26 protein-coding genes are annotated in these 26,718 nt (G+C 70.4%); 3 read left to right on the top strand and 23 right to left on the bottom strand.

Translation table 11 applies throughout. The features are described from left to right. Positions 1 to 15 precede the first annotated feature (15 nt). The 3 genes from HHL11_RS12680 to HHL11_RS12690 all read right to left on the bottom strand — a co-directional run bounded on the left by HHL11_RS12680 (position 16) and on the right by HHL11_RS12690 (position 2,328). Complete coding sequence (locus HHL11_RS12680) at positions 16 to 843, bottom strand: tetratricopeptide repeat protein (RefSeq protein WP_342593208.1); 828 nt, start codon at positions 841 to 843, stop codon at positions 16 to 18. A 3-nt stretch (positions 844 to 846) separates the two neighbouring features. After that, positions 847 to 1,761, bottom strand: coding sequence for a non-homologous end joining protein Ku (gene ku, locus HHL11_RS12685; protein WP_169418728.1), 915 nt, complete (start codon positions 1,759 to 1,761; stop codon positions 847 to 849). A 66-nt stretch (positions 1,762 to 1,827) separates the two neighbouring features. Further along, positions 1,828 to 2,328 carry a cupin domain-containing protein gene (locus HHL11_RS12690; protein WP_169418729.1) on the bottom strand — a complete coding sequence of 167 codons (501 nt, stop codon included), beginning with the start codon at positions 2,326 to 2,328 and terminating at the stop codon, positions 1,828 to 1,830. Between the two features lie 103 nt (positions 2,329 to 2,431). On the opposite strand from HHL11_RS12690, the gene HHL11_RS12695 reads away from it, so the two are divergent. Beyond that, positions 2,432 to 3,676 carry a GGDEF domain-containing protein gene (locus tag HHL11_RS12695; RefSeq protein ID WP_169418730.1) on the top strand — a complete coding sequence of 415 codons (1,245 nt, stop codon included), beginning with the start codon at positions 2,432 to 2,434 and terminating at the stop codon, positions 3,674 to 3,676. Here the strand turns inward: HHL11_RS12695 and HHL11_RS12700 are convergent. Next, positions 3,673 to 3,951, bottom strand: coding sequence for a hypothetical protein (locus tag HHL11_RS12700; RefSeq protein WP_169418731.1), 279 nt, complete (start codon positions 3,949 to 3,951; stop codon positions 3,673 to 3,675). The genes HHL11_RS12695 and HHL11_RS12700 overlap by 4 nt on opposite strands. Positions 3,952 to 4,062: 111 nt before the next feature. After that, positions 4,063 to 5,082 carry a GTPase gene (locus tag HHL11_RS12705; RefSeq protein ID WP_169418732.1) on the bottom strand — a complete coding sequence of 340 codons (1,020 nt, stop codon included), beginning with the start codon at positions 5,080 to 5,082 and terminating at the stop codon, positions 4,063 to 4,065. 109 nt (positions 5,083 to 5,191) lie between these two features. Here HHL11_RS12705 and HHL11_RS12710 point away from each other — a divergent pair, with 109 nt between their 5' ends. Continuing rightward, complete coding sequence (locus HHL11_RS12710) at positions 5,192 to 7,084, top strand: FAD-binding monooxygenase (protein ID WP_169418733.1); 1,893 nt, start codon at positions 5,192 to 5,194, stop codon at positions 7,082 to 7,084. Here the strand turns inward: HHL11_RS12710 and HHL11_RS12715 are convergent. The 9 genes from HHL11_RS12715 to HHL11_RS12755 form a co-directional block, all read right to left on the bottom strand. Then, the gene (locus HHL11_RS12715) at positions 7,068 to 7,865 is read right to left on the bottom strand and encodes an alpha/beta fold hydrolase (RefSeq protein ID WP_342593209.1); all 798 of its coding nucleotides are present in this window, start codon (positions 7,863 to 7,865) and stop codon (positions 7,068 to 7,070) included. The two genes, HHL11_RS12710 and HHL11_RS12715, sit on opposite strands and share 17 nt — an antisense overlap. A 26-nt stretch (positions 7,866 to 7,891) precedes the next feature. Further along, positions 7,892 to 8,317 carry a CHRD domain-containing protein gene (locus HHL11_RS12720; RefSeq protein ID WP_169418734.1) on the bottom strand — a complete coding sequence of 142 codons (426 nt, stop codon included), beginning with the start codon at positions 8,315 to 8,317 and terminating at the stop codon, positions 7,892 to 7,894. A gap of 104 nt (positions 8,318 to 8,421) precedes the next feature. Then, positions 8,422 to 8,700: a hypothetical protein gene (locus HHL11_RS12725; RefSeq protein ID WP_169418735.1), complete on the bottom strand. Its 279-nt coding sequence runs from the start codon at positions 8,698 to 8,700 to the stop codon at positions 8,422 to 8,424. After that, entirely contained in the window at positions 8,701 to 10,038 is a 1,338-nt protein-coding gene (locus tag HHL11_RS12730) for a hypothetical protein (RefSeq protein ID WP_169418736.1), read from the bottom strand. Continuing rightward, complete coding sequence (locus HHL11_RS12735; RefSeq protein WP_169418737.1) at positions 10,035 to 10,367, bottom strand: hypothetical protein; 333 nt, start codon at positions 10,365 to 10,367, stop codon at positions 10,035 to 10,037. Before HHL11_RS12735 ends, HHL11_RS12730 begins: the two co-directional genes overlap by 4 nt. A gap of 2 nt (positions 10,368 to 10,369) precedes the next feature. Then, a complete protein-coding gene (locus tag HHL11_RS12740) occupies positions 10,370 to 11,833 on the bottom strand; it encodes an LVIVD repeat-containing protein (RefSeq protein ID WP_205964268.1) in 1,464 nt (487 codons plus the stop codon). Between the two features lie 62 nt (positions 11,834 to 11,895). Next, a complete protein-coding gene (locus tag HHL11_RS12745; protein WP_169418738.1) occupies positions 11,896 to 14,115 on the bottom strand; it encodes a TonB-dependent receptor in 2,220 nt (739 codons plus the stop codon). Between the two features lie 73 nt (positions 14,116 to 14,188). Next, positions 14,189 to 14,821 (bottom strand): response regulator, encoded by a 633-nt coding sequence (locus HHL11_RS12750; RefSeq protein ID WP_169418739.1) that lies wholly within the window; start codon positions 14,819 to 14,821, stop codon positions 14,189 to 14,191. Further along, positions 14,818 to 15,741 (bottom strand): histidine kinase, encoded by a 924-nt coding sequence (locus HHL11_RS12755; RefSeq protein WP_169418740.1) that lies wholly within the window; start codon positions 15,739 to 15,741, stop codon positions 14,818 to 14,820. Before HHL11_RS12755 ends, HHL11_RS12750 begins: the two co-directional genes overlap by 4 nt. Before the next feature lie 105 nt (positions 15,742 to 15,846). Between HHL11_RS12755 and HHL11_RS12760 the strand changes: the two genes are divergently transcribed. Next, positions 15,847 to 18,171 carry an ATP-dependent DNA helicase gene (locus HHL11_RS12760; RefSeq protein ID WP_169418741.1) on the top strand — a complete coding sequence of 775 codons (2,325 nt, stop codon included), beginning with the start codon at positions 15,847 to 15,849 and terminating at the stop codon, positions 18,169 to 18,171. Here the strand turns inward: HHL11_RS12760 and HHL11_RS12765 are convergent. The 9 genes from HHL11_RS12765 to HHL11_RS12805 all read right to left on the bottom strand — a co-directional run bounded on the left by HHL11_RS12765 (position 18,086) and on the right by HHL11_RS12805 (position 26,706). Continuing rightward, positions 18,086 to 19,120 carry a VWA domain-containing protein gene (locus HHL11_RS12765; RefSeq protein WP_169418742.1) on the bottom strand — a complete coding sequence of 345 codons (1,035 nt, stop codon included), beginning with the start codon at positions 19,118 to 19,120 and terminating at the stop codon, positions 18,086 to 18,088. The two genes, HHL11_RS12760 and HHL11_RS12765, sit on opposite strands and share 86 nt — an antisense overlap. An 81-nt stretch (positions 19,121 to 19,201) precedes the next feature. Next, the gene (locus tag HHL11_RS12770) at positions 19,202 to 19,801 is read right to left on the bottom strand and encodes a M15 family metallopeptidase (RefSeq protein ID WP_342593210.1); all 600 of its coding nucleotides are present in this window, start codon (positions 19,799 to 19,801) and stop codon (positions 19,202 to 19,204) included. 80 nt (positions 19,802 to 19,881) lie between these two features. Beyond that, complete coding sequence (locus tag HHL11_RS12775) at positions 19,882 to 21,156, bottom strand: M24 family metallopeptidase (protein WP_169418743.1); 1,275 nt, start codon at positions 21,154 to 21,156, stop codon at positions 19,882 to 19,884. Between the two features lie 78 nt (positions 21,157 to 21,234). Further along, a complete protein-coding gene (locus HHL11_RS12780; RefSeq protein WP_169418744.1) occupies positions 21,235 to 21,570 on the bottom strand; it encodes a TfoX/Sxy family protein in 336 nt (111 codons plus the stop codon). A gap of 4 nt (positions 21,571 to 21,574) precedes the next feature. Further along, a complete protein-coding gene (locus HHL11_RS12785) occupies positions 21,575 to 21,946 on the bottom strand; it encodes a hypothetical protein (RefSeq protein WP_240980064.1) in 372 nt (123 codons plus the stop codon). Between the two features lie 153 nt (positions 21,947 to 22,099). Beyond that, a complete protein-coding gene (locus HHL11_RS12790; protein WP_169418746.1) occupies positions 22,100 to 23,887 on the bottom strand; it encodes a thiamine pyrophosphate-binding protein in 1,788 nt (595 codons plus the stop codon). Between the two features lie 23 nt (positions 23,888 to 23,910). After that, positions 23,911 to 25,341 carry an aldehyde dehydrogenase family protein gene (locus HHL11_RS12795; RefSeq protein WP_169418747.1) on the bottom strand — a complete coding sequence of 477 codons (1,431 nt, stop codon included), beginning with the start codon at positions 25,339 to 25,341 and terminating at the stop codon, positions 23,911 to 23,913. Beyond that, entirely contained in the window at positions 25,341 to 25,712 is a 372-nt protein-coding gene (locus tag HHL11_RS12800; protein WP_169418748.1) for a cupin domain-containing protein, read from the bottom strand. The genes HHL11_RS12795 and HHL11_RS12800 overlap by 1 nt, the downstream gene beginning before the upstream one ends. Before the next feature lie 10 nt (positions 25,713 to 25,722). Beyond that, positions 25,723 to 26,706 carry a Bug family tripartite tricarboxylate transporter substrate binding protein gene (locus tag HHL11_RS12805; protein ID WP_169418749.1) on the bottom strand — a complete coding sequence of 328 codons (984 nt, stop codon included), beginning with the start codon at positions 26,704 to 26,706 and terminating at the stop codon, positions 25,723 to 25,725. Between the last annotated feature and the right edge of the window lie 12 nt (positions 26,707 to 26,718).

A 26,718-nucleotide genomic window follows, 5' to 3' on the forward strand; every position in this document is an offset into this window, starting at 1 on the left:
AAGGCTTGGACTTCCTCAGCGCTGCAAACGCCGGTACGCGCTGTAATGCCGCAACGCCCCGCGTTCATCCCCCGCCTGCTGCCGCAGCTGCGCCAGGTTGAAGTGCGCATCGGCGAGGTTCGGATCGAGTTCCAGGCTGCGCTCATACGCCGCCGCCGCCTCGTCCAGCCGCTCCAGGTGGTCCAGCGCCACCCCGTGGTTGAAGTGCAGTAGCGCGGACTGGGGACAATTCTCCAGGGCGGCTTCCGACAGCCGCACCAGGTCGATGAAGCGCCCCGCCTCCGCCCACATCGCGCCGAGGTTCAGGTACGCATCCTCCAGGTCCGGCGACAAGGCCAGCGCCTGCAGGTACGCGGCTTCGGCCGCTGCTGCGTCGTCTTCTTCCAAAGACAGAGCCTGTTCGAACAGTTCCTGCGCAGAAGGCTCCTCGCGCGACGCCGCATGTTCCAGCAGCGTCACCGTCCCCGCCACCGGCGCCACTTCGAAGTCCATCAGCAACTGCCCGCTGTCGGATTGCAGCCGGCCGCTGCGGTCGCGCACCGCCACGTCCGGGCCGATCGCCGTGATGCGCAGGCCGGTCAGCGGCAGCTCCGCCGGCAAGGTCGCCTTCAGCCGCGCCAGCGAACGCAGGATGCGGCGCGCGGGAATGCTCTGCGCCTGCAGCGCGTGCGCGGTGCGCAGCAGCGCGAGGTCCTGGAAGGTGAAGCGCAGCTCGTTGCGCTTGCCGCGCGTGGGCTGCACGAAGCCCGCATCGATGAGGCCCGTGACGATGTGCCGCGACAGGCCCAGCATGGCCTGCACGCGGCGCAAGGTGAAGGTGGAAGCGTCGTCCGCCGGCGCCACGGCTTACTTGCGGGCGGCCCGGGCCTTCGCGGGCGGCTTGGCCGCCGCCGCCTCGGCCGGCGCGGCGCCGCGCTTCGCGGCCTTGCGCTCCTTGGTGGCGATGACGGGCTGTGTCTCGATCGCGGCCGCCTTGGCGGGCGCGGCGGCTGGCTTCTTCAGGCTGGCGCGCAAGGCTTCCATCAGGTCGATGACCTGCGCGGTGGGCTCCTCGGCGTGCGGCGCGCCCACGATCTGCTTGCCGGCGATCTTCTCGTCGATGGCGGCCAGGATGCGCTTCTTCTCCTCGTCGACGTACTGCGCGGGGTCGTAGCTGTCGGTGGAGATCTGCGCGATCAGCTGCAGCGCCAATTGCAGTTCGCTGGCGGACACGTCCACCTGCTCGATGCCCAGGTCCTTCAGCGAGCGCACTTCGTCGGCGTACAGCAGCTGCTGCAGCACCAGGCCGTCTTCGGCCGGGCGCACCTGCACGACGTATTGCTTGGCCTTCCAGCGCCAGCGGGCCAGCGCGCAGCGCTCGCTCTGGCGCATGGCTTCGGCCAGCAGGGCATAGGGCTTGGCGCCGCGCTTGTCCGGCGCCAGCAGGTAGGCCTTGTCGTAGAACAGCGGGTCGACCGACCTGGAGGGGATGAAGGACATGATGTCGATGCTGGGGTCGCTGGACTCCTCCAGGGCCTTCAGCTCCTCCGGCGTGAAGAGGACGAAGCGGTCCTTCTCGAATTCGTAGCCCTTCAGCATCTCCGCGCGGGCGACCACGCTCTGGTCCTTTTCGGAGACGTATTGCTGCTTCAGGCGCGAGCCGTCCCTGGCCAGCAGGTTGAACTTCACCGCGCCCGAGCTCTCGGTCGCGGAATACAGCTTCACCGGGATCGAGACGAGACCGAAGCTCAGCGTCAATGAAGCGATCGAACGGGCGGCCATGGAGAACCTCCAGCGCTGCGGCGGGAGGATCATGTTAGGGCGTACTGACGCGGCTGTGAAGCGGCCTCAGGCCAGCTGGTAGCGCCCGCGCGCCACTTTTTCCATGTTCACCCCCTCGACGCGGATCAGGCGCGTCGGGCCCTGGCGGCTCGGCGCATGCACCGCGCCTTCGTTGTAAACATGCACGTCGCCCGGGCCCAGGGCATAGCTGCGGCCCTTGCGGATCCTGGCCGGCTGGCCGGGCGCGGCCGGTTCCACCAGCGTGTAGTCGCTCATCATCGTTTCGCCTTCGGCCTGGCCGTAGATGGCCCAGGACGGGCCGTGGTCGTGCGGGAGGCCTTCCTTGGGCCCGCGGTACTCGTGGGCCAGGATGCAGAAACCCAGCTCCGGGTCTTCGTAGACGACCTTGCGTTCGGGGGCGCCGGCCGGGAACTGCGATTGCACGAAGGCGCGGTCCTTCAAGGCTTCGGCGACCAGCGTGGCGACGCGTTCGCGGGCGGCAGGCGACTGGTCGGTGGCGAGCGCCTGGTGGCAGGCGCGGGCCAGGGATTCGAGGGTGGTGGACATGGTCGGTTCCGGTGGCGGAGGAGTGTCCCTGGACTATAGGCCTGACCGAAGGCTGAGCCATGGTCCTACCCCGGCCGCGTCGCGCCGGCCTTAGGGTGCGCCCATGCCCCAGGCCCTTGCCGACCTGCATGCGCTGAGCCAGATCCTCGATGGCGTCGACATCGGGTTCTGCGCCTTCGACCAGGCGCACCGCACGCTGCTGTGGAACGATGCTTTCGTCGCGATGTTCCCGGAGCACAGCGGCCACATCCACGTCGGCGAACCGGCGGACGACAGCTTGCGGCAGCTGGTGCCCAGCGATGGCGCCGCGGCCGTGCAGACGCAGCAGGTGTTGCTGGACGATGGGCGCGAGATCGACGTCGCCTCGGTCGACGTGCCCGGGCTGGGACGGGCCAGCGTCTGGCGCGCCCGGGTGGCGGGACTTCGCCGGGGCGGCGAGCGCGAACGGGATGAAGTGCTGTCACGCGACGAACTCGAACGCGGCTACCGGTTGCTGGCCCAGCTGTCCGGTGATGCGATCGCCGCGGTGCGCCAAGGCCGCCTGGACTATGTCTCGCCTTCGATCGAGCAGCTGCTCGGATGGCGGCCCGAAGAGCTGGCCGGGCGCGAGGCCGGCGACCTGCTGGCGCCGGAGCACGCGTCGATGCTGCAGTCCGCCATCGCGCTGGGCATGACCCAGCCGCTGCAGGCGCGCGCGCGCCACGCGGACGGCAGCGAGCGCTGGGTGGAGATCCGGCTGACGACAGCGCCGCCAGGCGGTGGCACCGAGCTGCTGAACCTGCGCGACATCAGCGCGCGCAAGGCCGCGGAGCTGCAGCTGGAACAGGCCGGGCGCGAACTGGAGGCGCTGGCGCTCACCGATCCGCTGACCGGCGCCGCCAACCGGCGCGCCTTCGACCAGGGCCTGCAGGCCGAATGGCGGCGCTGCCAGCGCGATGGCAAGCCGCTGGTCTTGCTGCTGTTCGACATCGACTTCTTCAAGCGCCTGAACGACGAGCACGGCCACCCCGCCGGCGACGAGGCGCTGCGCCGGCTGGCGGCCTGCCTCCGCGGCCGCGCGCGGCGCCCGGGCGATCTGGCCGCGCGCTTCGGCGGCGAGGAGTTCGCGGTGATCCTGCCGGCCACGCCGGGGGAAGGCGCGGTGCAGATCGCCAATCATGTCCGCGAGGACTTCGTGGCCAGCTTCGCCGACCGGCCGGAGCAGGCGCGCACGGTCAGCGTCGGCGTGGCGGTCGCGCCTGCGGACGCCGGGTCGGCGGCGCAACTGCTCCAGCGCGCCGACGACGCGCTGTATCGCGCCAAGGCACAGGGCCGCGACCGTTGCGTGCGCTGGACGCCTGAAGCCTAGTAGCGCGGGAACGCCTGCCAGTAGCTCGACTGCCGGTCGACGCCGCCGTGCAGCGCGCAGCCGCTGTTGGCCGGCAGCAGCGTGCCGTCCTGGCACAAGGTGCCCGACATCGTCGCCGGGCCTGCGCCCAGGGTGGTGGTGCGCGTCGTCGTCACCGTCGTGCGCGAGTAGGCCGGCGAGGAATAGTAGGCCGTCGGCCGGGCGTAGTAGGTGTCGGCGCAGCCGGCGCAAAGCACGGCGGCCAGCAGGGACAGCGAAAGGACGGAACGCTTCATCATGGCTCCCAGGAGGTCGATTCGCAGCCAGCTTAGGACCGCAGCCGCTGCGCCTTGCCAGCGGCGCCCATGAATCGGCGTAGGAAGGACCGGCTCGACCTGCGTACCGGCTCAGGCATGGAGCTCGACCACATCGCCGTCGTCGACCACATGCTCCGGCCCGACCTGCTGCCCGTCGAAGGCCGAGTGGCCCCAGACGCGCGCAAAACGCAGCGAGCGGGCGACGTCGCCATGCACCTGCCGCGCCACGTCGCCCACGGTCTGCCCGTGGCGCAAGGTGAAGGGCCGATGCTTGTCCGCCGCATGGCCCGGAATCTTGGTGTAGACGCGGACGATGCCCAGGTGCTGGAAGATCCACGCCCCCAGTTCGTCGAGGCCCTGGCCCGTGGACGCGGAGACGGCGAGCATCGGCCAGGGCGCGCCGCTCAACTCGCGCAACACCTGCAGTTCGGCTTGCGCATCGGCGTTGCCGTCGGCCTTGTTCGCCAGCAGCAGCGCGGGCAGGCGCAGCGCGAAGGGGTCGTCGTCTGGCGTGCAGGCTAGGGCTGCATCGCCGGGCCACTGCCTGCCCAGGGTCACGCGCTGCTGCGCGAGCCAGGCCTGCACCGACTGCAGCTGCTCCAGGCAGGACGGATCGGCCAGGTCCACGACCAGCAGTGCCGCATCCGCGGTTTGCAAGGCCTGCGCCAGCCAGGGCACGGGATGCTCCGCGCTGACGGGCGGCAGGTCGACCAGCTGCAGGTGGATGTCCTCGAAGGGCAGCATCCCGGCCTCCGGGAACTGCGTCGTGAAAGGGTAGGGCCCCGCGTGCGCGTTCGATCCCGTCAGGCGCGCGTGCAGCGAGGACTTGCCGGAATTCGGCGGACCCAGCAGCGCCAGCTGCGCGGCGCCTTCCGGGCGGACCACGAGCGCGGGGCCGCCATGGCCGCCTGCCTTGCGCGCGCCGCCTTCCAGCTGCTCCGACAGGTCCTTGATCCGCGCCTTGATGTCCGCCTGCAGGTGCTCCGTGCCCTTGTGCTTGGGAATCGTGCGCAGCATGTCCCGCAGCGCGTGCAGGCGTTCCTGCGGTTCGCGCGTCTTGCGGAAGGCAGCCTCCGCCGCCTTGTACTCGGGCGATAGGTTCGCGGGCACGCCCGCATCTTGGTGCAAGAGCCGCCTTCCGGCTAGATGGCGGAAGGGATATCTTGCGCTTCCTGGAAATTGATATGTATACTTATCAAATCCGCACGAGGAGACATTGATGCAATTCCACCAGGACGGCTTCCGGCCCGGCGATCCCCACCTTCAAGACGCTTCGGCCCAGGCCGTGCCGCACCAGGCCGCGGTGCCGGCGCAGGTGGACGTGCTCATCGTCGGCTGCGGCCCCGCGGGCCTCACGCTGGCCGCGCAGCTGGCGGCCTTTCCCGATCTCCGCACCTGCATCGTGGAGCAGAAGGACGGCCCGCTGCAGCTGGGCCAGGCCGACGGCATCGCCTGCCGCACCATGGAGATGTTCGAGGCCTTCAACTTCGCCGAGCGCGTGCTGAAGGAGTCGTGCTGGATCAACGAAGTGACCTTCTGGAAGCCGGACGAGAAGGAAGCCGGCAGGATCGTCCGCCACGGCCGCGTGCAGGACACCGAGGACGGCCTCTCCGAATTCCCGCACGTCGTGCTGAACCAGGCGCGGGTGCACGACTTCTACCTGGAATCCATGCGCAATTCGCCCAGCCGGCTGGAGCCGCACTACGGGCGCAAGCTGCTGGACGTCACGGTGGACCGCGAGGCGAAGGACTATCCGGTGACCGTGCGGCTGGAACATGCGGGCCGCGAGGAAACGGTGAAAGCGCGCTACGTGGTGGGCTGCGACGGCGCGCGCAGCGCGACGCGCAAGGCGATCGGCCGCCAGCTGGTGGGCGACTCGGCCAACCAGGCCTGGGGCGTGATGGACGTGCTGGCCGTCACCGACTTCCCCGACATCCGCTACAAGTCCGCCGTGCAGTCGGCCGAAGGCAACCTGCTGGTGATCCCGCGCGAAGGCGGCTACCTGGTGCGCCTGTACGTGGAGATGGACAAGCTGGGCGAGGAGGAGCGCGTTGCCAATCGCGGCATCACGCTGGACCACCTGATCGCGACGGCGCAGCGCATCCTGCATCCCTACAAGCTGGAGGTGAAGGAAGTGCCCTGGTGGTCCGTGTACGAGATCGGCCAGCGCATCTGCGACAAGTACGACGAAGTGCCCGCGGGCGAAGACGCCAGGCGGATGCCGCGCGTGTTCATCGCCGGTGACGCCTGCCACACGCACAGCCCCAAGGCGGGCCAGGGCATGAACTTCTCGATGCAGGACACCTTCAACCTGGGCTGGAAACTGGCCGCGGTGCTGCGCGGCCAGGCCGCGCCCCAGCTGCTGCAGACCTATTCGGAAGAACGCCAGGTGGTCGCGCAGGAGCTGATCGACTTCGACCGCGAGTGGGCCAAGATGTTCAGCGACCGCGCCAGGCAGGCCGCGAGCGGCGACACCGAGGGTGTGGACCCGAAGGAATTCCAGAAGTACTTCGAGCGCCACGGCCGCTTCACCGCCGGCATGGGCACGCAGTACAAGCCCTCGCTCGTCACCGGCGAGGCGGCGCACCAGGGCCTGGCCAGCGGCTTCGCGATCGGCACGCGCTTCCATTCCGCGCCGGTGCTGCGCATCACGGATGCCAAGCCGGTGCAGCTGGGGCATGCGGGCAAGGCGGATGGGCGCTGGCGCCTGTATGCCTTCGCCGATGCGGACCAGAAGGCGCTGCGGGCGCTGTGCAGGTTCCTGCAGGATTCGCCGCAGTCGCCGGTGCGGCGCTACACGCGTGCCGGGCAAGACATCGATGCGGTGTTCGACCTGCGGGCGATCTTCCAGCAGTCGCACCGCGACCTGGCGATCGAAGCCATGCCGGCCCTGCTGCTGCCGCGCAAGGGCAAGCACGGGCTGCACGACTACGAGAAGGTGTTCTGCCCGGATCCGAAGAACGGCCCGGACATCTTCGACCTGCGCGGCATCGACCGTGCGCGCGGCGCGCTGGTGGTGGTGCGCCCGGACCAGTACATCGCGCACGTGCTGCCGCTGGACGCGCACCAGGCGCTGGCGGACTTCTTCGCCCGCTTCATGCTGCCGGCGTAAGGGCCTGGCGCATCGCCTCGACCAGCGCGGGATGCGTGGGGTCGTGGCCGGCGCCTTGCGCCATGCGCAGGCTGGCGCGCTCGCCCAGCGCCTGCGCCAGGGCACGGGCGCCTGCCGGAGGGCAGATCGCGTCCTCGCTTCCCTGCACGATGACGATGGGAATGGCGGGCAGCGCGGCGCAGCGCTCGAGAAGTGTCCGCTGCCGGAGCCAACAGCGGTTTTGCAGGAAGTGGCTCTGGACGCGGTAGCGGTCGACCAGCCTCGCTTCGTCCGGCGGTGAGCCGGGCTGGCCACCTGCGAGGCGCTGCTCGGCTTGCCACCAACGCAAGGCTGCGTCCCGATCCACCGTGACTGGAAGAGGGAAGCCTGCGGCAGCGAAGAAGGCCGCCATGTCTTCGGCCCGTGCCAGGAAGGGATTGCGCAACACCAGCCCCGACACGGCCTCGGGCGCATCGACCGCGTGCAGCAGCGCGAGCGTCGCGCCCCACGAACCGCCGGCGACCAGCCATCGTTCGATATGCAGGTGCGCGCGCAGCAGGCGCAAGTCCGCGAGCAAGTGCGCCAGCGTGTTCGCTTCGATGCCGCCGCGCGGCGTGCTCTGTCCCGCGCCGCGCTGGTCGGGACAGAGCATGCGATAGCGCTCCGCGTCCACGCCCAGCCGCAGCGCTGGTGAGCTGCCGGATCCGGGGCCGCCGTGGAGGAGCAGCAATGGGAGACCGGCTGGGTTCCCATGCTCCTCGACATGCATCACATGGCCGTCACCGACAGGCAGCCGGTGCACGGCGGAAGGCGAGGCCACCCTCGCGGTCAACGCGTCGTGACCTGCGCGCGGATCTCGCCGCCCGGATGCGCGGCGGTGTGGACGTTGACGTACCAGCGCCCGGCCAGCAGGTCGATGGCCTGCGCCTCCGTCAGCGTCGCTTCGCCACTGATCGGGTTCGCCGGGTTGGCGAAGGGGACGACAACGGGAGCGTTGGAACCCGGCGCGGCCGGCCCGTGGAAGTGGGCCATGGTCGCGGGCCCACTGAGGCCGGAGTAGTTGACGGTGTAGCTGAGCTTGCGGGTTTCCTTGTTGTAGGTCGCTTCCAGCGTTCCACTGCCGGCGCTGGCCACGGCAGGCACTTCCTGCGCGCCCGTGAGGCCGCCGCCGAGGTGGACCGATTCGGTCCAGCCCATCGTCTGGCAGGCGCTGAGCACGACCGCGGTCGCCGCGGCAAGAATCATCCGGTTCATCGTGGCCTCCTTGTCGGCAAGATCGCCGCCCCGCAGCCTGCCACGCGGCGAGCAAAAGTGAAAGGCCCGGCGCGAGCCGGGCCTTTGCTCCATGCAGGTGGAGCTCAGCGATCCGCTTCGTGCCCGCCGAACCCTCGCCGCACGAAGCGCCGCAGCACCCGCCACGACTCCAGCGTGACCAGGCAGGCCCACAGCAGGGCGAGCGCGAACAGGATGCCGGCCAGCGCCTGCAAGGCCGGCTCGTCGGCCGTGAAGGCGAACCAGCCGACCAGGACCGCACCGCCCACCGAGGGCGCGTTCATCAACAGGGCGGCGAGCCAGGTCCAGCCCGGGCGTGCCAGTGCGGCTGCGCCGCGGATCCGGTGTTCGGCCTGCCTGCGCATCTAGGCCTCGCCGGCCGCCAACAGCAGCAGGCTCACCGCGGTAAAGCCCACCATCAGCGCCGTGAGCGGCGCGAGCGCCAGCGCCGCGCGTCGCGGCGCGACGCCGTGCGCCAGGGTCACACGGTGCGACCACCAGATCGAAGCCGCATGCCCGGCCACGATCGCCGTGACGGCGATGAACCAGATCGCGCGCGCATCGAGCCAGGCGATGTCCGGATAGAAGGACGCGGTGCCGAACAGGTCCCACTGCCGGCCGAAGGGATCGGACAGCAGCGCGAACACGCGCTGGCCCTGCAGCACGAAGGTGGAGAAGTTGTGCGCCACGACGTAGCCGGTGGCGATGGGCAGCAAGGTGAGCGCGAGCCGCTCGCGCAGGTCCGGGCCGGTGCCAGCGAGCTTGCTCGCTGCGCGCGCGGCGGCTTCGAACAGTACGACGAATGCCAGCCATACCAGCAGCAGCCCCGCGGTGCCGGCGAGATGGCCGTTCACGTCCAATGTCACGGGCGAGAACCGGCGCAGCGTTTCCTCGAAGACCAGCCACGCGGGCGCGCCATGCAGGCCATCGAAGATCACCGTGGACAACAGGGCCAGCACGAAGCCCACGAGGCCCGCGACGGACTCAGCCGAGGGCGGGTCGGCCAGCTCCAGTCGCCGCGGCGGCATGCGCCCGAAAGTGGCGAACACCAGCGCGAAGACGTCGGCATGGGCCTGCCAGCGGCGGCGGCCGAAGGCCAGCATGCCCGCCAGCGAGAGCACCGTCCAGGCCAGCAGCAGCCAGCCCATGCGGCGCGGCGAGCTCGCGATCGGCGCGACGATCTCCAGCCAGCACCACGCCAGCAGCAGCGCGACGGCGGGCCAGCAGCCCAGCGCGCGCGGCCAGCGCAGCGGGCCCGCATTGCGCCAAGGCAGCCATGCATGCAGGCTGCGCCACGGGTCCAGCGCCGGCCACAGGTCCACGAAGAAGGCTGCCGCGAAGATCAGGCCGAGCCAGGCCACGATCCACACCATCGTCGGCGCAAGATTCATCAACGGGTCCTGCGTGCCCCACAGCGCCGCGGCCACCGTGACGGTGAACAGCAGCAGCGACAGCGCCTGCAGTGGCAGCAAGAGTGGCTGCGGAAGCCGCAGCACGCGCTGGCGGCGCAAGGCGCTGGCGTCCGCCGCGCCGCGCGCGAAGAAGGCCGCCAGCACGAAAGTGAGCAGCACCACCGCGCCGGCGCCGGCCACCACCCACGACAAGGGCAGCGGCAGGTCATAGCGGTCCTGCAGCGCGTGTGCGCCGGCGGCCGGTGCGGCGCATGCGAGCGCGAGGCAGAAGGCAAACCGCGAGCGGGTCAACGCGGACGCACCTCGAGCCAGGCGAGCGGCGCTTCGTGGTGCTGGCCGGCTCCCGCATGCCACTCCAGTGGAAAGCGGCCGGTGGCCGCCGCGGTGAAGGCCAGTTCCTGCGGTGAACCCGGCCCGACCCGCACCGCAAGCCGATAGGCATGCAGGTGCAGTTCGCCCGGCGCATCGCTGCTCACGCGCCAGCGCAGGCGATCGCCTTGCAGGGCGACGATGCGGCGCTGCGCCTCCGGCAGCTTGCCGCCGGCAATGCGCAGTTCCACGACGCTCTCCAGCGCGAAGGCGCTCCCGCAGGCGCCCAACAGCAGCACCCTGCGAAGCACCGCTACTCCTTCGCCGCGGCGTCCCAGTTGGCGATGGCGCGCGCCGGCCCCGTCAGCTCCAGGATGTGCAGGCCGGTGTTGGCGCGGTCGACGATGTAGATGTAGCCGCGCTCGTCCACTTCGACGTTGTTGGTCTGGATCGCGCGGCGGTTGGCGGCCTCGGTGTAGGGCAGGCGCGGGCCGTTGGCCGAACTGGCCGGCGTCTCCAGCACCACGGTGTTGGCCGTCATCGCGGGGATGTAGAAGCCCACTTCCTTGGGCGCCATCGGGTTGCGCACGTCGAGCGCGCGCACGCCGGCATTGAAGTGCGCGAAGAACATCAGCCGCTTGTAGAACACCGGCGCCATGCTCTCGTTGGACGAGTGCGTGCCGAAGCGGCCGCCGCGCGAGCAGAAGTCGCCGCTGGCTTCCGGCACCGTGAAGTTGGCGACGCCAAACGGCTTCGTCTCCGTGCTGATGTCGACGAACCAGACCATCTGCCGGCCTTCCAGGCATTCCTTCTGGATCGCCTCGTCGGTGATGACGACGAAGTCACGCGTCTTGCCCAGGTAGTTCTTCGCGAACTCGGGCACGTCGACGCCCAGCATCGGGAACACCGTGTGCGCGCCGTGCATGGGCGGCATGTCGAGGCGCGCGATCTGCGGCGCCAGCAGGTTCTCCGGCGTCGGCTCCTTCGGGCCTTTCAGCAGCTTCTCGCGGTCGACGATCTGCAACACGCCGTCGGTGCTGGTGCCGTAGCCAAAGTAGACGCGGTTGCCCTTGGGGCCGGTGGAGATGCCGCCATGCACCGCGATCGGCACTGCGCCGCCCGCGCCGGGTTGCTGGCCCACCAGCCCGAAGTCACGGATGAAGACGGGGTGCGCCGGATCCGACAGGTCGTAGATCTGCGTCATCCGGTTGGTCCGCCATTGCGGGTTGCCCGAGACGAGGTAGGCGATGCCGGTATCGCATTCCCAGAAGTTCTTGTGCGTGCCCTTCAGTCCGCGCACGATGGTCGTGAGCAGCGCCGGCTTTTCCGGCACCGTCACGTCCCAGATCTCGTGGGCCTGGTTGCCGAACACGCGCAGCATGTAGTACTTGCTCTTGTCGGCGCGCGGCAGGTCGGAGCCGCTGCACACGCGCACCATCTGCGCACCGCCCTGTTCGGCCTTGCCTTCCTCGCCCGGGATGTGGGCCAGGTACTTCGGATGCGCCGGGTCGGTGACGTCGAGGATGGAGGTGCCGTTGTCCTCCATCGCGCCATCCAGCGGGTTGAGCTTCTTGTCGCCGTGGTGGCCCACGTAGAGGATCCACCGCTTGCCCTGCTTGTGGATGGTGGGCTGGTAGGCCGTGCGGCCCTGCAGGTCGTTGGTGCCGACCAGCCGCATGTTGAGCGCTTCGGCATGGCTGCCGGGCGCGGTTTGCGCCGGCACGATGGCAGGCAATAAGGCGGCACAGAAGGACGCCGCGAACACCAGTTTTTTCATGTTGTCTCCTCTTGCTCCCGCGGCGGGCGCGAGCAGGAGGCATGGTAGCGGAAGCCGCGCGCTCAGTCCCAGGCGTAGCGCACGCCCACGAAAGCCATGCGCGGCGCGGCCGGACCGATGAAGCGCGCGGGCTGCGGCTGCGCGCCGGCCGGCAGCACCTGGCCGGCGGGGAAGAAGTCGTAGTTGCCGACGGCCGAAGTGGCGTAGTGCTTGTCGGTCACGTTGTTGACGCGCAGCCAGGCTTCCCAGCCTTTCGCGAACAGCCAGTTCGCGCGGGCATTCACCACGCCGTAACCGGCCACGCGTCCCAGCTCGGGCTGGGTGCCGCTCTCGTTGCCGGACACCACCTGCCCGCTGGCGGCCAGCAGGTCCGCCGCCAGCCGCAGTTGCGGCAGGGCGCGCCAGCCCACGGTCAGCTTCACGACGTTGCGCGGGATGCCCGCCATCCGTGTGCCGGGCTGGAAGGTGTTGGGGTTGTCATCGGTGCTCAGCGGCCCCGGCAGCACGCCGCTGGACTGGTAGGTGGCGTCGACGAAGTTGTAGCTCGCCACCCAGTCCCAGGCGCCGTGCGTGCCCTGCGCCGCGAGCTCGACGCCCTGTCGGCGCGTGCGGTCGATGTTGGTGAAGTAGCCGGCCTGCGATACGCCCGAACGCACGAACACGATGTCGTCGCGGTTGTCGGTGCGGTACACGCTGGCCGACCACTGCACGCTGCTGGCGACCTTGCCGCGCACGCCGCCTTCCAGGGTGCGGCTGACCACCTGCTTCAGGAAGGGATCGGCCTGCAGGCCGGTGGGCAGCACGCAGGGGGTCGCAGGGTCGGCGCATCCGAGTTCCAGCGCGGTGGGCACGCGATTGCCCTGTGCCGCATTGCCGAACAGGACCAGGCCGTCGTTGACCACGTAGCTGCCACCCAGCGCCGGGTTCACCTTGCTGTAGCGGAAGGATTCGTCGGTGGCGGGCGCGGGATGGCCCAGCGAGTTCTCGACCCGCACCAGGTTCCAGCGCACCGAAGGCGCCAGCTGCGCGCGCTCCGACAGCGACAGGATGTCCGCGGCGAACAGCGCGAAGCGCTGCGTACGGCCGGTGAGCGCGATCTCGTGCTCCTCCACCGCGTCGGCGAACTTCAGCGCGTTACGGTTCACGTCGAAAGCCGCCGGCTGCGTGTACTGGTCGTGCTGGATCTTGTTGGCCGCCAGCTCGGTGCCGACCGTGATCGCGTGCATGCCCTGGTTGCGGTTCCACTGCAGCGAGAGGCCGGCTTCGTCCTGGCGCGACTTGCTGCGGTTGAAGACGGCGGCCGGCGGGCTCACGTCGTCGCCCGCTTCGACCTCGGCGATGTCGCCGGTGCTGCCGTTGCGGCTGCCGGAGCGCAGCCAGGCTTGCAGGCCCAGGGTGTTGTAGGCATCGATCCCGTGGCTGCCCTGGAAGGTGAGCAGCGCATCGCGATTGCGGTTCGTGTCGGGCGCGGTGTACACGGCGCGCCAGTCGACGGCCGCCAGCGAGTCGTTCAGCAGCCCGAGGCCATTGATGTTGCTGCCCGCGGCCAGCAGGCTCACGCTCCAGTCGGTGTCGCCCTGCGTGCGGCCGTACTTCAGGTAGGCGTTGGCCAGTTCGCCGGGCGAGCGTTCGCGCCAGCCCTGTTCCTGGAACAGCGTCGCGGCCGCGAAGAAGTGCGAGCCGTCCGCGTTGCGCAGGCCCTGCGAGAAATCCAGCCGCGCCCGCTGGCCGCTGCCCAGCGAGAACTCCGCCTGGCCGCCGGGGTGCGTGCGGCCCGACTTGGTGGTGAGCACCAGCGCGCCGGCCAGCGTGTTCAGGCCGTACAGCGGATTGGAGCCGGGCACCAGCACCAGGTCGGCGATGGCGGCTTCCGGCAGCAGGTCCCAGCTGACGACGTCGCCGAAGGGCTGGTTCATGCGCACGCCGTCCAGGTACAGCGACAGGCCTTGCGGCGTGCCGAGCAGCGGCGACAGCTTCTGGCCACGGTAGGTGATGTCCACCTGGAAGGGACTGCCCTGGACGTCGCTGGCCACCACGCCTTGCAGGCGGCTGTTCATGAAGTCCGGCAGGTTCAGCGGGTCGGCCGCGCGCCGCGTCGCTTCGTCTGCCTGCTGCGCGTTGCCGGGGTAGCGGTCGCGCGGGATGCCGAAGCCTGGCAGCGGCGCCTGCTGGATCACGTTGACCTGCGGCAGCGTCGGCGCGGTGTTCGCGTCCTGCGCCAGGGCCGCGGGCGCCGCGGCGCCGAGCATCGCGGCCAGGAGAGGTGGGCGCAGCGTGGGCATGATGAGCGCGAGCCTAGCGCCGCGCGCGCACCGAAGGACAGGGAAGAATTCCCGGCCTAGCTCCCGGGTGACCCTAGGGCGTCGCTTCGATCACGCCGTGGCGCAAGGCCAGGTGCACCAGCGCCGCGGCGGTGGCCAGCCCCAGCTTGTCCCGGATCTGCGACTGGTGGTTGGCCACCGTCTTGGCGCTCAGGTTCAGCAGGCTCGCGATGTCGGCGACGCTGCGCCCCTGCGCCAGCAGGCGGAAGATCTCGTGCTCCTTGCCGGTCAGCGTCGCCAGCCGGCCGGCGTCCTGCGCCAGGGCCGCGCGACCTTGCACGATGTCGGCGCTCAGGTAGACCTCGCCCGCATGCACCGCGCGTACCGCCTGCACCAGCACCTCCGGCTGGCTGCTCTTGGTGACGTAGCCGCGCGCTCCGGCCTCCAGCGCGCGCTGCGCGACCAGGGCGTCCTCGTACATGCTGAAAACCAGGCAGCGGGCGCTGGGCGCGCGCGCCGTGACACGCTGCAGCAAGCGCAGGCCGCCGGTACCGCGCATGGAGAGGTCCACCACCGTCACGTCCGGCGCGCATTGCTGCCACAGGCGATAGCCTTCTTCGGCGTCCTCGGCTTCGCCCAGCACGCGCAGGTCGTCACTGCGTTCCAGGAAGCGCCGGTAGCCCTCGCGGACGACGGCATGATCGTCGACCAGCAGGATGCCGATCAAGCGGGCAGCTCCTCGGCCTGCAGCTTCTGCAGACCGGGCACGCGGGCGGCCACCCGCAGGCCGCCGCGCGGCGAGCTGGCCAGCGCGAGGCTGCCGCCCAGCACCGCCACCCGTTCCGCCATGCCGACCAGCCCCAGGCCGCCGTGGTGCGCCTGGCCGTCGAGGCCGCGGCCGTCGTCGTCCACGGTCAGCAGCAGGCCGGTGCCATCGGGGGCCAGCACCAGCTGCGCCTGGGTCGCGCCGGCGTGGCTGGCCACGTTGGTCAGGGCTTCCTGCGCGACGCGAAACAGCGCGACCTGCACTTCGTCGAGCAGGTGCTCGCAGCTGGGATCGACGCGCACGCTGCAGGCGATGCCATGGCGCTGCGACCAGCCGCTGGCCAGGGTGCGCAGGCTGGCCTCCAGGCCCAGCGCATCCAGCATCGGCGGCCGCAGGCGGGTGAGCATCTCGCGCACGACGCCGTGCAGGTGGTCCACGGCGTCGCGGATCGTCCGCGCGCCAGCGGCGACGACGGGCAACTCGCAGGCCAGGGCTTCGTCCTCGATGCTCGCGGCTTCGACGCGGATCGCCACGCATTGTTGCGCCAGTTCGTCGTGCAGTTCGCGGGCGATGCGCTGGCGCTCGTCCTCCTGCAGGCGCAGCAGGTGGCGCGCCAGCTCGCGGTTCTTTTCCACGGCGAGCCGCATGGCGTCCTCGACCTGCAGGCGGGCCTGCATCTCGCGGGTGCGTTCGCGCAAGCGCCGCCAGCCGAACCAGGCCAGGCAGGCACTGAGCACCACCAGGGTCATGGGCAATTCGTCGACCTGCCAGGCTTCGTGGCGCAAGGTCCAGCCGGCGATGCGCTCGGACAGTTCCACCTGCACTGCCACGAGGAAGAAGAGGGCGGTGACCGCCGTGACGACCAGCAGGTCGGCGAGCACGCTGGGTTCCGCGAGGGAGCTCGCGGGGGCGGGAGCGTGCGGCGGGGCGGGCATGGGTGGGGCCTGCGGGCTGGCCCATTCTCGCCTCCCGGCTACCATTGGGCAATGCAGTATTCGGTCGCCGTCCGCACCCTGTGCGAGTTCACCGCCAAGCGCGGCGACCTGGACCTGCGCTTCACCCCCACGCCCAGCGCGCAGGAGGGCATCTTCGGCCACCAATTCGTGGCGGGGCGGCGCGGCGACGGCTACGAGACGGAAATCACGCTGCGCGGCGAATTCGAGCACCTCACGGTGCGCGGCCGCGCCGACGGCTACGACCCCGCGCGCAACCGGCTGGAGGAGATCAAGACCCACCGCGGCGACATCGCGCGCCAGCCGGCCAACCATAGTGCGCTGCACTGGGCGCAGGCCAAGGTCTATGGCTGGCTGCTGTGCCAGGCGCGCGGGCTGGCCGAAGTGGAGCTGGCGCTGGTGTACTTCGACATCGCCAGCCAGGAAGAGACCACCTTCGCCGAGACGCATTCGGCCGATGCGCTGCGGGCCTTCTTCGAAGCGAGCTGCCGCGACTTCCTGGCCTGGGCCACGCAGGAGCTGGAGCACCGCGCGACGCGGGACCAGGCCCTGACGGCACTGGCCTTTCCCTACCCGTCCTTCCGTACCGGCCAGCGCGAACTGGCCGAAGCGGTCTACAAGGGCGCGGCCAGCGGCCGCTGCGTGCTGGCGCAGGCGCCCACCGGCATCGGCAAGACGGTGGGCACCATCTTTTCGATGCTGAAAGCGGTGGCGCCGCAGGGCATCGACAAGGTGTTCTACCTGACGGCCAAGACGACCGGCCGCCAGCTGGCGCTGGATGGGGCGGAACTGATAGTCCGCAGCGCGCCGGCGTTGCGGCTGCGGGTGGTGGAACTGACCGCGCGCGACAAGGCCTGCGAGCACCGCGACAAGGCCTGCCATGGCGAATCCTGTCCGCTCGCGCGCGGCTTCTACGACCGCCTGCCGGGCGCACGTGCCGAAGCCCTGGCCGCCGGCCACCTCGATGCCGGAACCTTGCGCGAAGTCGCGCGCAAGCACGCGGTCTGCCCCTACTACCTGGCGCAGGAGGCCACGCGCTGGGCGGACCTGGTGGTCGGCGACTACAACTATTGGTTCGACGTGAGCGCGATGCTGCACGCGATGACCCAGGCCCACGAATGGCGGGTGGGCGTGCTGGTGGACGAAGCGCACAACCTCGTCGAGCGGGCCCGCACGATGTACTCCGCGGATCTCAGCCAGGCAGCGTTCCGCGAGGTGCGCGCAGGCGCGACCAAGGCGGTCCGATTGGCGCTGGACAAGGTGAACCGCGGCTTCAACGCGCTGCGCAAGGCCGAAGGCCCGCCCGACGACGTGCCGGGCCCCTTCGTCGCGGCGCTCAAGAAGGCCTGCGAAGGGCTGGAGGCGTACTTCACCGACGCAGCTCCCGGTGCCGTGGATGCATCGCTGCAGCAGTGCTACTTCGACATGGTGGGCTTCCTGCGGCTGGCCGAAAGCTTCGGCCCGCACTCGGTGCTGGAGCTGGCGGACCACGCCACCAGCGCGCGCAAGCCGGCCGTCACCATCCGCATCCAGAACCTGATCCCCGCGCCTTTCCTCAAGCCGCGCTTCGCGGCGGCGCGCACGGCGACCTTGTTTTCCGCGACGCTCAATCCGCCGCGCTTCTACCTGGACATGCTGGGGCTGCCGGACGACACGGCGTGGATCGACGTCGAGTCGCCCTTCGGCCCCGAGCAGCTGCAGGTGCGGGTGGTGAACCGCATCTCGACGCGCTACCCGGACCGGCAACGTTCGGCGGCGCCGATCGCGCGGCTGGTCGCCGGGCAGTTCGAAGCGCAGCCAGGCAACTACCTGGCCTTCTTCAGCAGCTTCGACTACCTGGAGCTGGTGGCTTCCGAGTTCCAGCGCAGTTTTCCGGACGTGCCGATGTGGACGCAGTCGCGCGGCATGGGCGAGGCGCAGCGCACGCAGTTCATCGAGCGCTTCCAGCCGGGCGGCGCCGGGGTCGGCTTCGCGGTGCTGGGGGGCAGCTTCGGCGAGGGCATCGACCTGCGCGGCGACCGCCTGGTCGGCGCCTTCGTCGCCACGCTGGGCCTGCCGCAGGTGAACCCGCGCAACGAGCAGCTGAAGGCCTGCCTGGAGGACGCCTTCGGCGCGGGCTACGACTACACCTATCTCTATCCGGGGCTGCAGAAGGTGGTGCAGGCGGCAGGTCGGGTGATCCGCACGCAGGAGGATCGCGGCGTCGTGTACCTGATCGACGACCGGTTTGCGCGTGCGTCGGTGCGCGAGTTGTTGCCGGCGTGGTGGAAGGTCACGCAAGCCGCCGGAACCATACCAGCGACAGCGTCCCCGCCAGCACGATCACCAGCGCCGAAGCCAGGGCAACGAGCCCCGTGAGTTCCGTCTCGCGCGCCGTCACCTGCACCCGCTTGCCGAGGTTCTGGTACACGCCGCGCAAGGTCTCGGCGGTGGCGGCATGGTGGTACTCGCCACCGGTCATGCGCGCCACTTCGCGCAGCGTCGGTTCGTCCAGCTGCATGTAGATCGGCAGGCCTTCGGGCGTGCTGGCGTCGCCGTTGACGGTGCCCAGGCCGATCACGTAGATGCGCACGCCGCGGTCGGCCGCCATCTTCGCGGCTTCCAGGGTGTCGACGCCGGTGGTGCGGCGGCCGTCGCTGAGAAGGATGATCGCCGCCGACCGGTACGAGCCCGGCGGGACCGGCTGGAACTCCTTGGGGCCGGGCTTGTCCTTGTCGTCCAGGCCGCGCACCTGCCGCCGCACGCCGAAGGTCATCTCGCCGACGTCGATGCCCTGGTCGGGGAACAGCTCCGCCAGGCACACGACGATGGCGCTGCCGATCGCCGTGCCAACCTGCATCTGGAAGCCGTCGATCGCCGCGACCAGCGCCTCGCGGTCCAGGGTGGCGCGCTGCACCACTTCGCTGCTGCCAGCGAAAGTGATCAAGCCCACTTCCACGTCCTTCGGCAGGTCATGCAGGAACAGCTTGGCAGCCTCCTGTGCGGCGACGATGCGCGAGGGCTTGACGTCGGTGACGCGCATGCTCAGCGACACATCCATGGCCAGCAGCACCGAGGACCGCGCCCAGGGCAGCGGCACCCGCGCCACCGGGCGCGCCATGGCCACCAGCAGGCCGGCCAGGGCCAGCAGCAGCAGCGCCGGCGGCACGTGCCGGCGCCAGTTGCGCGCCGCCGCCTCCCGTGCCACCCGCAGGCTGCTGTATTGCACGGCCTGCCGGCTGCGGCGCGTCAGCAGCCACAGGTAGGCCGCCACCAGCCAGGGCAGCGCCAGCAACAGCCAGAGATACTGGGGCCAGAGGAAGTACATGGGTGATCCCCATCGTGCCTGCACGCGGCAGAGGCGGCGTCATTCCCATGGTACAGGCACGGCCTTTCGGCCGCACCCGGGTCAGTTCACGCGCAGGAAGTGCCGGCGCACGTGGTGGCGATCGAGCATCTCGAAGTGCCACCACTCGTCCTCGATGCCCTGGAAGCCGCCGCCGAACATGACGCCGCGCAGCTGTTCGCGGTTGCGGTGCTGCTCCGGCGTAAGGCTGCCCGCAGCCAGGTGGCGGGCTTCGAGGTGCGGATGCGACAGCTCGGTCATCTCGTCGAAGCCGCTGCCCATGTCGAGCTCGCGGCCGCCGGCGTCCAGCAAGGTCGCGTCCAGCGCCATGCCGAAGGAATGGATGGAGCCGCGGGCCGGGTCAGCCACGTAGCGGCGCAGTGCGGTGTCGCCCAGGTGGTCCCACAGCTGCTCCTGCACCCGGTGCGGGCGCAGCGCGTCCAGCACCAGCAGCCTGTGGCCGGGCGCTTGCTGGGCCAGCAGTTCCACCGCGCGCTCCAGGCCTTGCGCCGCGCGCTGGTGCAGCCAGGCGCAGTCGAGGGAGCCGTAGAGGTCGCGCCCGACGAAATTGTTCGCGCCCGCGTAGCGCAGGTCGATCGCGATGCCGGGAATGGTGGAGAGATGCCGGAACTGCTCGTTCGTGTGGATGTCTTCGCAACGCACGAGATCAAGGATACCTGCCCGGCCGCAAGGGCGCTGGCCGGGCCGGCCAAACCCCGGCCTGGCCCGGGGGCTCGCCTGGCTCAGGCGGGCGGCGCCGCGACGCCCGAGGCGCGGGTCTGCACGTGCACGCCGCGCACGGGCGCCGAATGCGTGCCCAGCGCCCGCTGCACGAAGACGGCCCGCACGCGGTGGCTCAGCGAGCGGCTGCGCAGGGTCAGCGCTTCCAGCGTATCGGGCGCATGGGTCAGGCGCTGGACGCCGTCGTCGGTGACGAGGAAGGTGTCGGAGTGGCGATAGCCGCCCACGCCGGTCTGGTACAGCCCCGGTTCGATCGAGATCACCATGTTGGCCGCCAGCACGTCGGAGCTGCCTTCGGCGAGCCAGGGCGGCTCGTGGTTGCCCAGGCCGAAACCGTGGCCGACGCGGTGCAGCCGCAGCGCGGGCGTCCAGCCCTTTTCCTCCAGGAAGCGGTTCACCGCGCCATCGAGTTCATGGCAGGACGCCCCCGGGCGGGCATGGCGCGCCACCAGCCGGCGCGCGGCGCGCATCAGCTCGAAGCGCTCGCGCTCCTCGGGGAGGGGCGGGGCGGTGAAGAAGGTGCGCTCGCATTCGGCCGCATAGCCGTTCACGCGCGTCAGCGCCAGGGCCACGTGCGGCCCGCGCTCCAGCTTCATGCGCAGCGGCGGCACCGAATGGGGCTCGGAAGACAGCGGCGCGGGCCAGGGCGCGCAGATGGACTTGCTGGCGAGCGCGTCGTAGTCCGGCACTTCGCGGATCACCTTGCGCTGCAGGACGCTGGCGGCGGCGTACACCTCGGCCACCGTCGCGCCGTAGTAGCTGGCCTGCAGCACCTTCTGCAGGCCCCAGTCCGCATATTTCGCTGCGCGCTTGATCTGCTCGATCTCCCACGGCGACTTGACGAGGCGGATCGCTCCCAGCACGTCGACCGGCTTGCCGCGCGAGCGGACGAAGTGGTCGGCGATCTCGAATGGCGTGCCGGGCTCGAACAGGAAGCGCGCGTCCAGCAGCGGCAGGATGCGGTCGGCCCAGCCTTCGCCGCTGGGCGCCGGGTATTCGCGGTAGGTGAGGATGCCGGCGGGCCGCACGCCCCAGGCCTTCTCCAGGTGCGTTCGTTCGAGCAGCGGGACCAGCAGCTTGTAGTCGGTCCACTCGGCGTCGACGATCAGGAAGACCGGGCGTTCCAGCGGCTCGTAGGTGGCGCCGGTGAGGTAGTAGATGGCTTCGGTGGAGGTGAGGACCAGCCGGCGGACCCCGCGTGCGTGCAGGCTCTGCTGCACGGCCGCGCGCCGGCGCGCGAACTCGTCTCCCGTGTCGTCGGGCCAGATCGATTCCATTGTTCTTCTCCCCTTGCTTGCCAGCCCATCCTAGGGGGCCGGCACGCAGGAGGGAAGCCGGGGTTTTGCAACCGGTGGTTACAGCCGGCGGGCCCGCAGCCCCGCTTCGACCGCCAGCCGGGCCCAGGGCTGCATCAGGCGCGCCGAATCCATCGCCTCCGGCGGGACCGTCCAGAAACCCAGGCCGTGCGTTTTGCCGCGCGCGGTGTATTCGAAGCGCCGGCAGCCTTCGGCTTCGAAGCGGGGCAGGGTCTGGGCATCGACCTTCAGGTACAGCGTCTCGCCGCTGATGATGGCCACGAACACGTCGTCGACGTAGAGGCCGTAGCCGCCGAACATGCGCCGGGAGCGCACCGTGCCCGCGCCGGCGAGCAGCTCCGCGCAGTAGGTGACGAAGCCGGAGGCGACCCCCATGCGCTCAGAGCTCGCTGTCGTCCTTGACGACGCGGCGCTTCAGGACCAGGCGCACGGTGCTGCCGGACTGCTGCAGGTAGGCATCCAGGTCGCCGCTGGTCCAGGTCGCGTACGCGCCCTCGGGGCTTTGCGAGGCCAGCTCGGGGCCCCAGGCGGCGCGGCCCCAGGCGAGCAGGGCGTCGAAGCCGCCGGGCGCGGCCAAGTACTCGACGCGCCGCAGCTGGCCTTCGGCGAGGAAGAAGGTCGGGGCCAGCGAAACCCCGGCCACGTCGATGGCGGGGCCGGCCCAGCCGCCCACCAGGCCGCCGGCCAGTCGCGCGGGATGAGGGACGGGACGCAGGCCCGGCACGGCCTGCTGCAGTTGCGGCACGGTCATGCCCAGCTCCGCGCCTCCGGGCAGGGACTGGGCGTGCGCGGAAGTGGAGAGGAAGGAGACGCAGGCCGCGAGGGCCGGAAGGGAGCAACGGATCACTGCGGGAAGCATAGCGGATGCCCGCTTCCGGCGTTCGACGCGACCCTTTAGCCCCGCTCAGCCCCGCCGTGGCTGGCCGAACACCGGTTCCTTGTAGGGAATCGGCGGCAGCTGCCAGGTGCCGGTCGAAGGCGGCCGTACCTCGGAATCGACGTGGACGTCGATCACGCAGGGCCGGCGGTTGCGCACGGCCAGTTCGACCGCGCCGCGCAGATCCTCGCTGCGGGTCACCGTGATGCCGTCGGCGCCGCAGGCGCGGGCCCAGGCGGCGAAGTCGGGGTTGTAGCGCTCTCCGCCAGGACCCTGCGTGCCCTTGTAGAAGCCGGTGCCGATCTCGCGCCCGTCGAACAGGCCGTACTGCAGGTCGCGGATGGCGCCCCAGGCAAAGTTGTTCCACACCACCCAGACGCAGGGCAGCTCGTATTCCACGGCCGTCGCGACGACGTAGGGGGCCATCATGAAGCCGCCATCGCCGACCACCGCCACGCACGGACGCTCCGGCGCGGCCAGCTGCGCGCCAAGGACGCCGCAGACGCCGAAGCCCATCGACGAATAGCCCCAGCTATTGAGCATGCTCTGCGCGCGCTGCGGCTGCCAGAACTGCATGAACCAGTTGTGGTGGACGCCGGAGTCGAGCGCCAGGATCACGTCCTGCGGCAGCACGGACTGCAGCGCGCCGACGACGTATTCGGGGCGCAGCGGCGTGGTGATGGCCTCGAAGTTCGGCCGGACGAAGGCCTCCCATTCCGCGCGCCATGCGCCCACCTGTTCGCGCCAGGCGGCGAAGTTGCCGCGCCGCACCTGGTCGCCCGCTTGCACCGCGTGCAGCAATTGCCCCGCAAAGACCTTGGCGTCCGCGATGATGCCCAGCGTGGGCGGGTAGTTGCGCCCCAGCTCCGCCGGGTCGATGTCCACGTGGATCAGCGCGCATTCGGGGAAGTTCCAGGAGTAGCCCGGCTGCCAGGTCGATGAAGACCGGTCGTCGAAGCGGGTGCCGATGCAGACCACGAGGTCCGCGTACCGGCCGGCCTGGTTCGCCGGGTAGGCGCCGTTGCGGCCGATGAAACCAAGCGTCAGCGGGTCGTCCGCGGGGACGCAACCCATGCCGTTCGGCGACGTGATGACGGGAATTCCCAATTGCTGCTGAAGCGCGGTCAGCTCCTCGCTGGCGTTGGCCAGCGTGGCTCCGTGCCCGATGAAAAGCACGGGACGCCGGGCCTTCGCCAGCAGGCGCGTTGCCTCCGCGAGGTCGCTCTCGCTGGCGCCTGGCCGGTGGCCGCCATGCCGGTGCGAGGGCGGCGGCACCTGGACCTCCGCCTCTTCCTGGAAGACGTTGTACGGGATGTCCAGGTTCACGGGACCCGGCCGGCCCGTGACCATGGTGTCGAAGGCCTGGCGCAGGGCGAGCGGCAGCATGTCGACGCGGCTGGGCTGGAAGCTGCGCTTCACCACCGGCCGCAGCACCTGCGCGAAGTCCGACTGGTTGTGGGCGTACAGCTCCTGGAATGGCGCCCGGTTGGCCTGTGAGGTCGGCACGTTGGCGGTGATGGCCAGGAAAGCCGAGGAGTCCGACAGCGCGGTGGCCAGCGGCATCACCATGTTCGCGCTGCCGGGTCCGGTGGAGGTGAGGGTGGCGACGGGTTGGTGCTTGACGCGGAAGTAGGCGTCGGCCATGTGGCCGGCGCATTGCTCGTGGCGCGGCGATACCAGCTTGACCTGGTCGCGCACCTGGTGCAGCGCGTCGAGCATGCCGACGTTGCCGTGGCCGCAGATGCCGAAGACATACGGCACCTTCTGCTGGACGAGGTATTCGGCGATCAGCTCGCCGCCTTTCATGTTGGTCATGGGGAGTTCCATCGGGATGCGGTTCAGGGGGCCAGCAGGGTGACCATGCGTTCTTCGCTCATTTCGCGCACGGCGTGCTGCGGTCCTTCGCGGCCGAAGCCGCTGTCCTTGGAGCCGCCGTAGGGCATGAGGTCGATGCGCGAGCTGGAGGTTTCGTTGACGTGCACGCCGCCGACTTCCAGCCGGCGGGCGGCCGCCAGCGCGTCGCCCAGCCGGTTGGTGAAGATGCCGGTGGCGAGGCCGTAGGGCGTGGCGTTCACGCGTGCGATGGCTTCGTCCAGCGTGTCGAAGGGCGCGATGCACATCACGGGGCCGAACACTTCCTGGCAGCCCAGCGGCGTGTCGGCCGGCACGTCGGCCATCAAGGTCGGCGGCACGACCGCGCCGTGGCGGGGCCCGCCGGCGAGACGCCGCGCCCCCCGGGCAATCGCCTGGGCGAGCCAGTCGTCGATGCGCTCGGCCGCGGCTTGCGTGATGACCGGACCCACCACGGTCCCCGGCTGCTTCGGATCGCCGCAAGGCAGGTCCGCGACCAGCCGTGCCAGGGCTTGCTCGGCCTCGGCCACGCGCGGGCGCTGCACCAGCAGCACCTGCACCGAGGTGCAAACCTGTCCGGCCTTGCGGTAGGCGGCGTTGACGATCCTGGGCAGCGCGGTGCCGAAGTTGGCGTCGTCGCATAGGATGCAATGGGCGATCGAGCCGAGCTCCATCTGCGTGCGGCGCAGCCCGGCGCGCTGCTGGATGGCGCGGCCGGCGTCGGTGCTGCCGGTGAAGGCATAGAAGCGCACGGCGGGCTCGTCCAGCAGCCATTGCGCGACGGCGGCGCCGCCGTGGAGCACGGCGAGCAGCCCGGCCGGCAGGCCGGCCTCGAGCAGCGCTTCGGCCAGGATGCAGGCCGTCATCGGCGTGTGCAGCGAGGGCTTGAGCACGACCGCGTTGCCGGCGGCCAGCGCCGGCGCCACCTTGTGGACGACGGTGTTCAGCGGCGCGTTGAAGGGCGTGATGGCGCACACCACGCCCAGCGGCACGCGCAGCGTGAAGCCGATGCGGCCGCCCTGGCCGGGCGCGCCCTCCATCGGCACGAACTCGCCACCGAAGCGCCGGGCCTCTTCGGCGGACAGCCGCAGCGTGATGGCCGCCCGGCGCACCTCGTTGGCCGCGTCGTGGCTCGTGAAGCCGGCTTCCGCCTGCATGACGGCGACGAGCTCCTGGCCGCGGCCCTCGATGATGGCGGCGCAGCGCTCGAGGATGGCACCACGCGAGTAGCCATCCAGCTGGCTGGCGCGAAATGACGCCTCGGCGTGGGCAACCGCGGCGCCCACCTGCTGGCGCGAGGGCAGGTGCGCGAGGGCCCAGGGGACCTGGCGGAACTTGTCGAGGACGGGACTGCTGTCGCAGCCGTCCTGCCAGGTGCCGGCGAGCAGCAGCCGGCAGGAAAGCAGTTCGGGGGCCATCAGAGCGGAACCTCCTGGTCGGTGACGGGCGTGGTGATCACCAGGAACACCAGCGGCACCGTGCCGGTATTGCGGAAACCGTGCCGCACGCCCGGCGGCACGAACACGTAGTCGTGCCGGCGCATCACGTGGCGCTGGCCGTCCAGCGTGAGCAGGCCTTCGCCTTCCAGCACGTGGTAGACCTGTTCCTGGACCTCGTGGGCGTGGTCCTCCACCCGGGCCATCGGGGCATAGCAGGAGATGCGGTGGTCGATGCGCCGCGACCGGCAGGTCTCGGGCGCCACCAGCGGCTTCGACAGCGCGCCGCCGAAGTGGCCCGGATACTGCAGCCAGTCGATGTCGGCGACGTTGGCGAGGAATACGTTGCTCAAGGCGTGGCCCTCATTCCGCCTTGATGCCGGCGGCGTCGGCGACCTTCTGGAAGCGTTCCACCTCCTCGCGCTGGTACTTCGCGAAATCCGCCGGTCCGAGCGGCAGCAGCGGCGTGCCGGCTCGTTTCGCGTATTCGAGGGCGGCTGGCGACTTCAAGACCTTCAGCGTGGCCTCGACGAGCTTGCGCGTGATGTCGTCCGCCGTGTCCGCGCGCACGTGGAACGAGGTCCAGGTGTTGTAGACGTACTGCGGATAGCCGCTTTCGCGCACGGTGGGCACGGCGGGGAAGAAGGGATGGCGGTCGTCGTCGGTGACGGCGAGCGCGCGGATGCGCTGGGCCTGCAGCAGCGCCGTGGCGCCGGCGAGGTCGACGATCGCCCAATCGAGGTTGCCCCCCGCGAGGTCGGTCAAGGCCTGGTTCAGGCCCTTGTAGGGCACGTGCGTGAAGCGGAAGCCCGCCGTGCTCGCGAACCAGGTCGCGGCCAGCTGGAAGCCCGCGGACGCCGTTCCCGCGTTCAGCTTCGGGTCCTTGCGCGAGGCGGCCACCAGGTCGGCCAGCGTGCGGTGCGGCGAGTTCGCGGGCACCACGATCGCCGTGGTGTTCTTCGTCAGGCCGGCGACCGGCTTGAAGTCCTTGCCGGCGTCGTAGGGCAGTTCCTTCACCATCACCACGTTGGTCACGAGCGGTGCGGTGCTGCCCAGGAGGATGGTGTAGCCGTCCGCCGGCGCGGACTTGACCAGCGCCGTGCCGATCGAGCCGCTGTTGCCGCCCGGCTTGTTCTCCACCACCACGGGCTGGCCGAGCGCATCGGCGAGCTTGTCGCCGAAGAAGCGGGCCGCGGCGTCGGAGCCGCCGCCGGGCGTGAAGGGCACGATCAGGCGGATCGGCTTGCTGGGGTAGCCCGCGGCGCTCTCCGCCAGCGCAGCCCCGCAGGTGGCGGCCAGGCCGGTGGCCAGGAACAGGCGCCGCGCGATGGGTCGGTTCTGCTGCATGTCTTGTCTCCT

It is taken from the genome of Ramlibacter agri (assembly GCF_012927085.1).
GTDB lineage: Bacteria > Pseudomonadota > Gammaproteobacteria > Burkholderiales > Burkholderiaceae_C > Ramlibacter > Ramlibacter agri.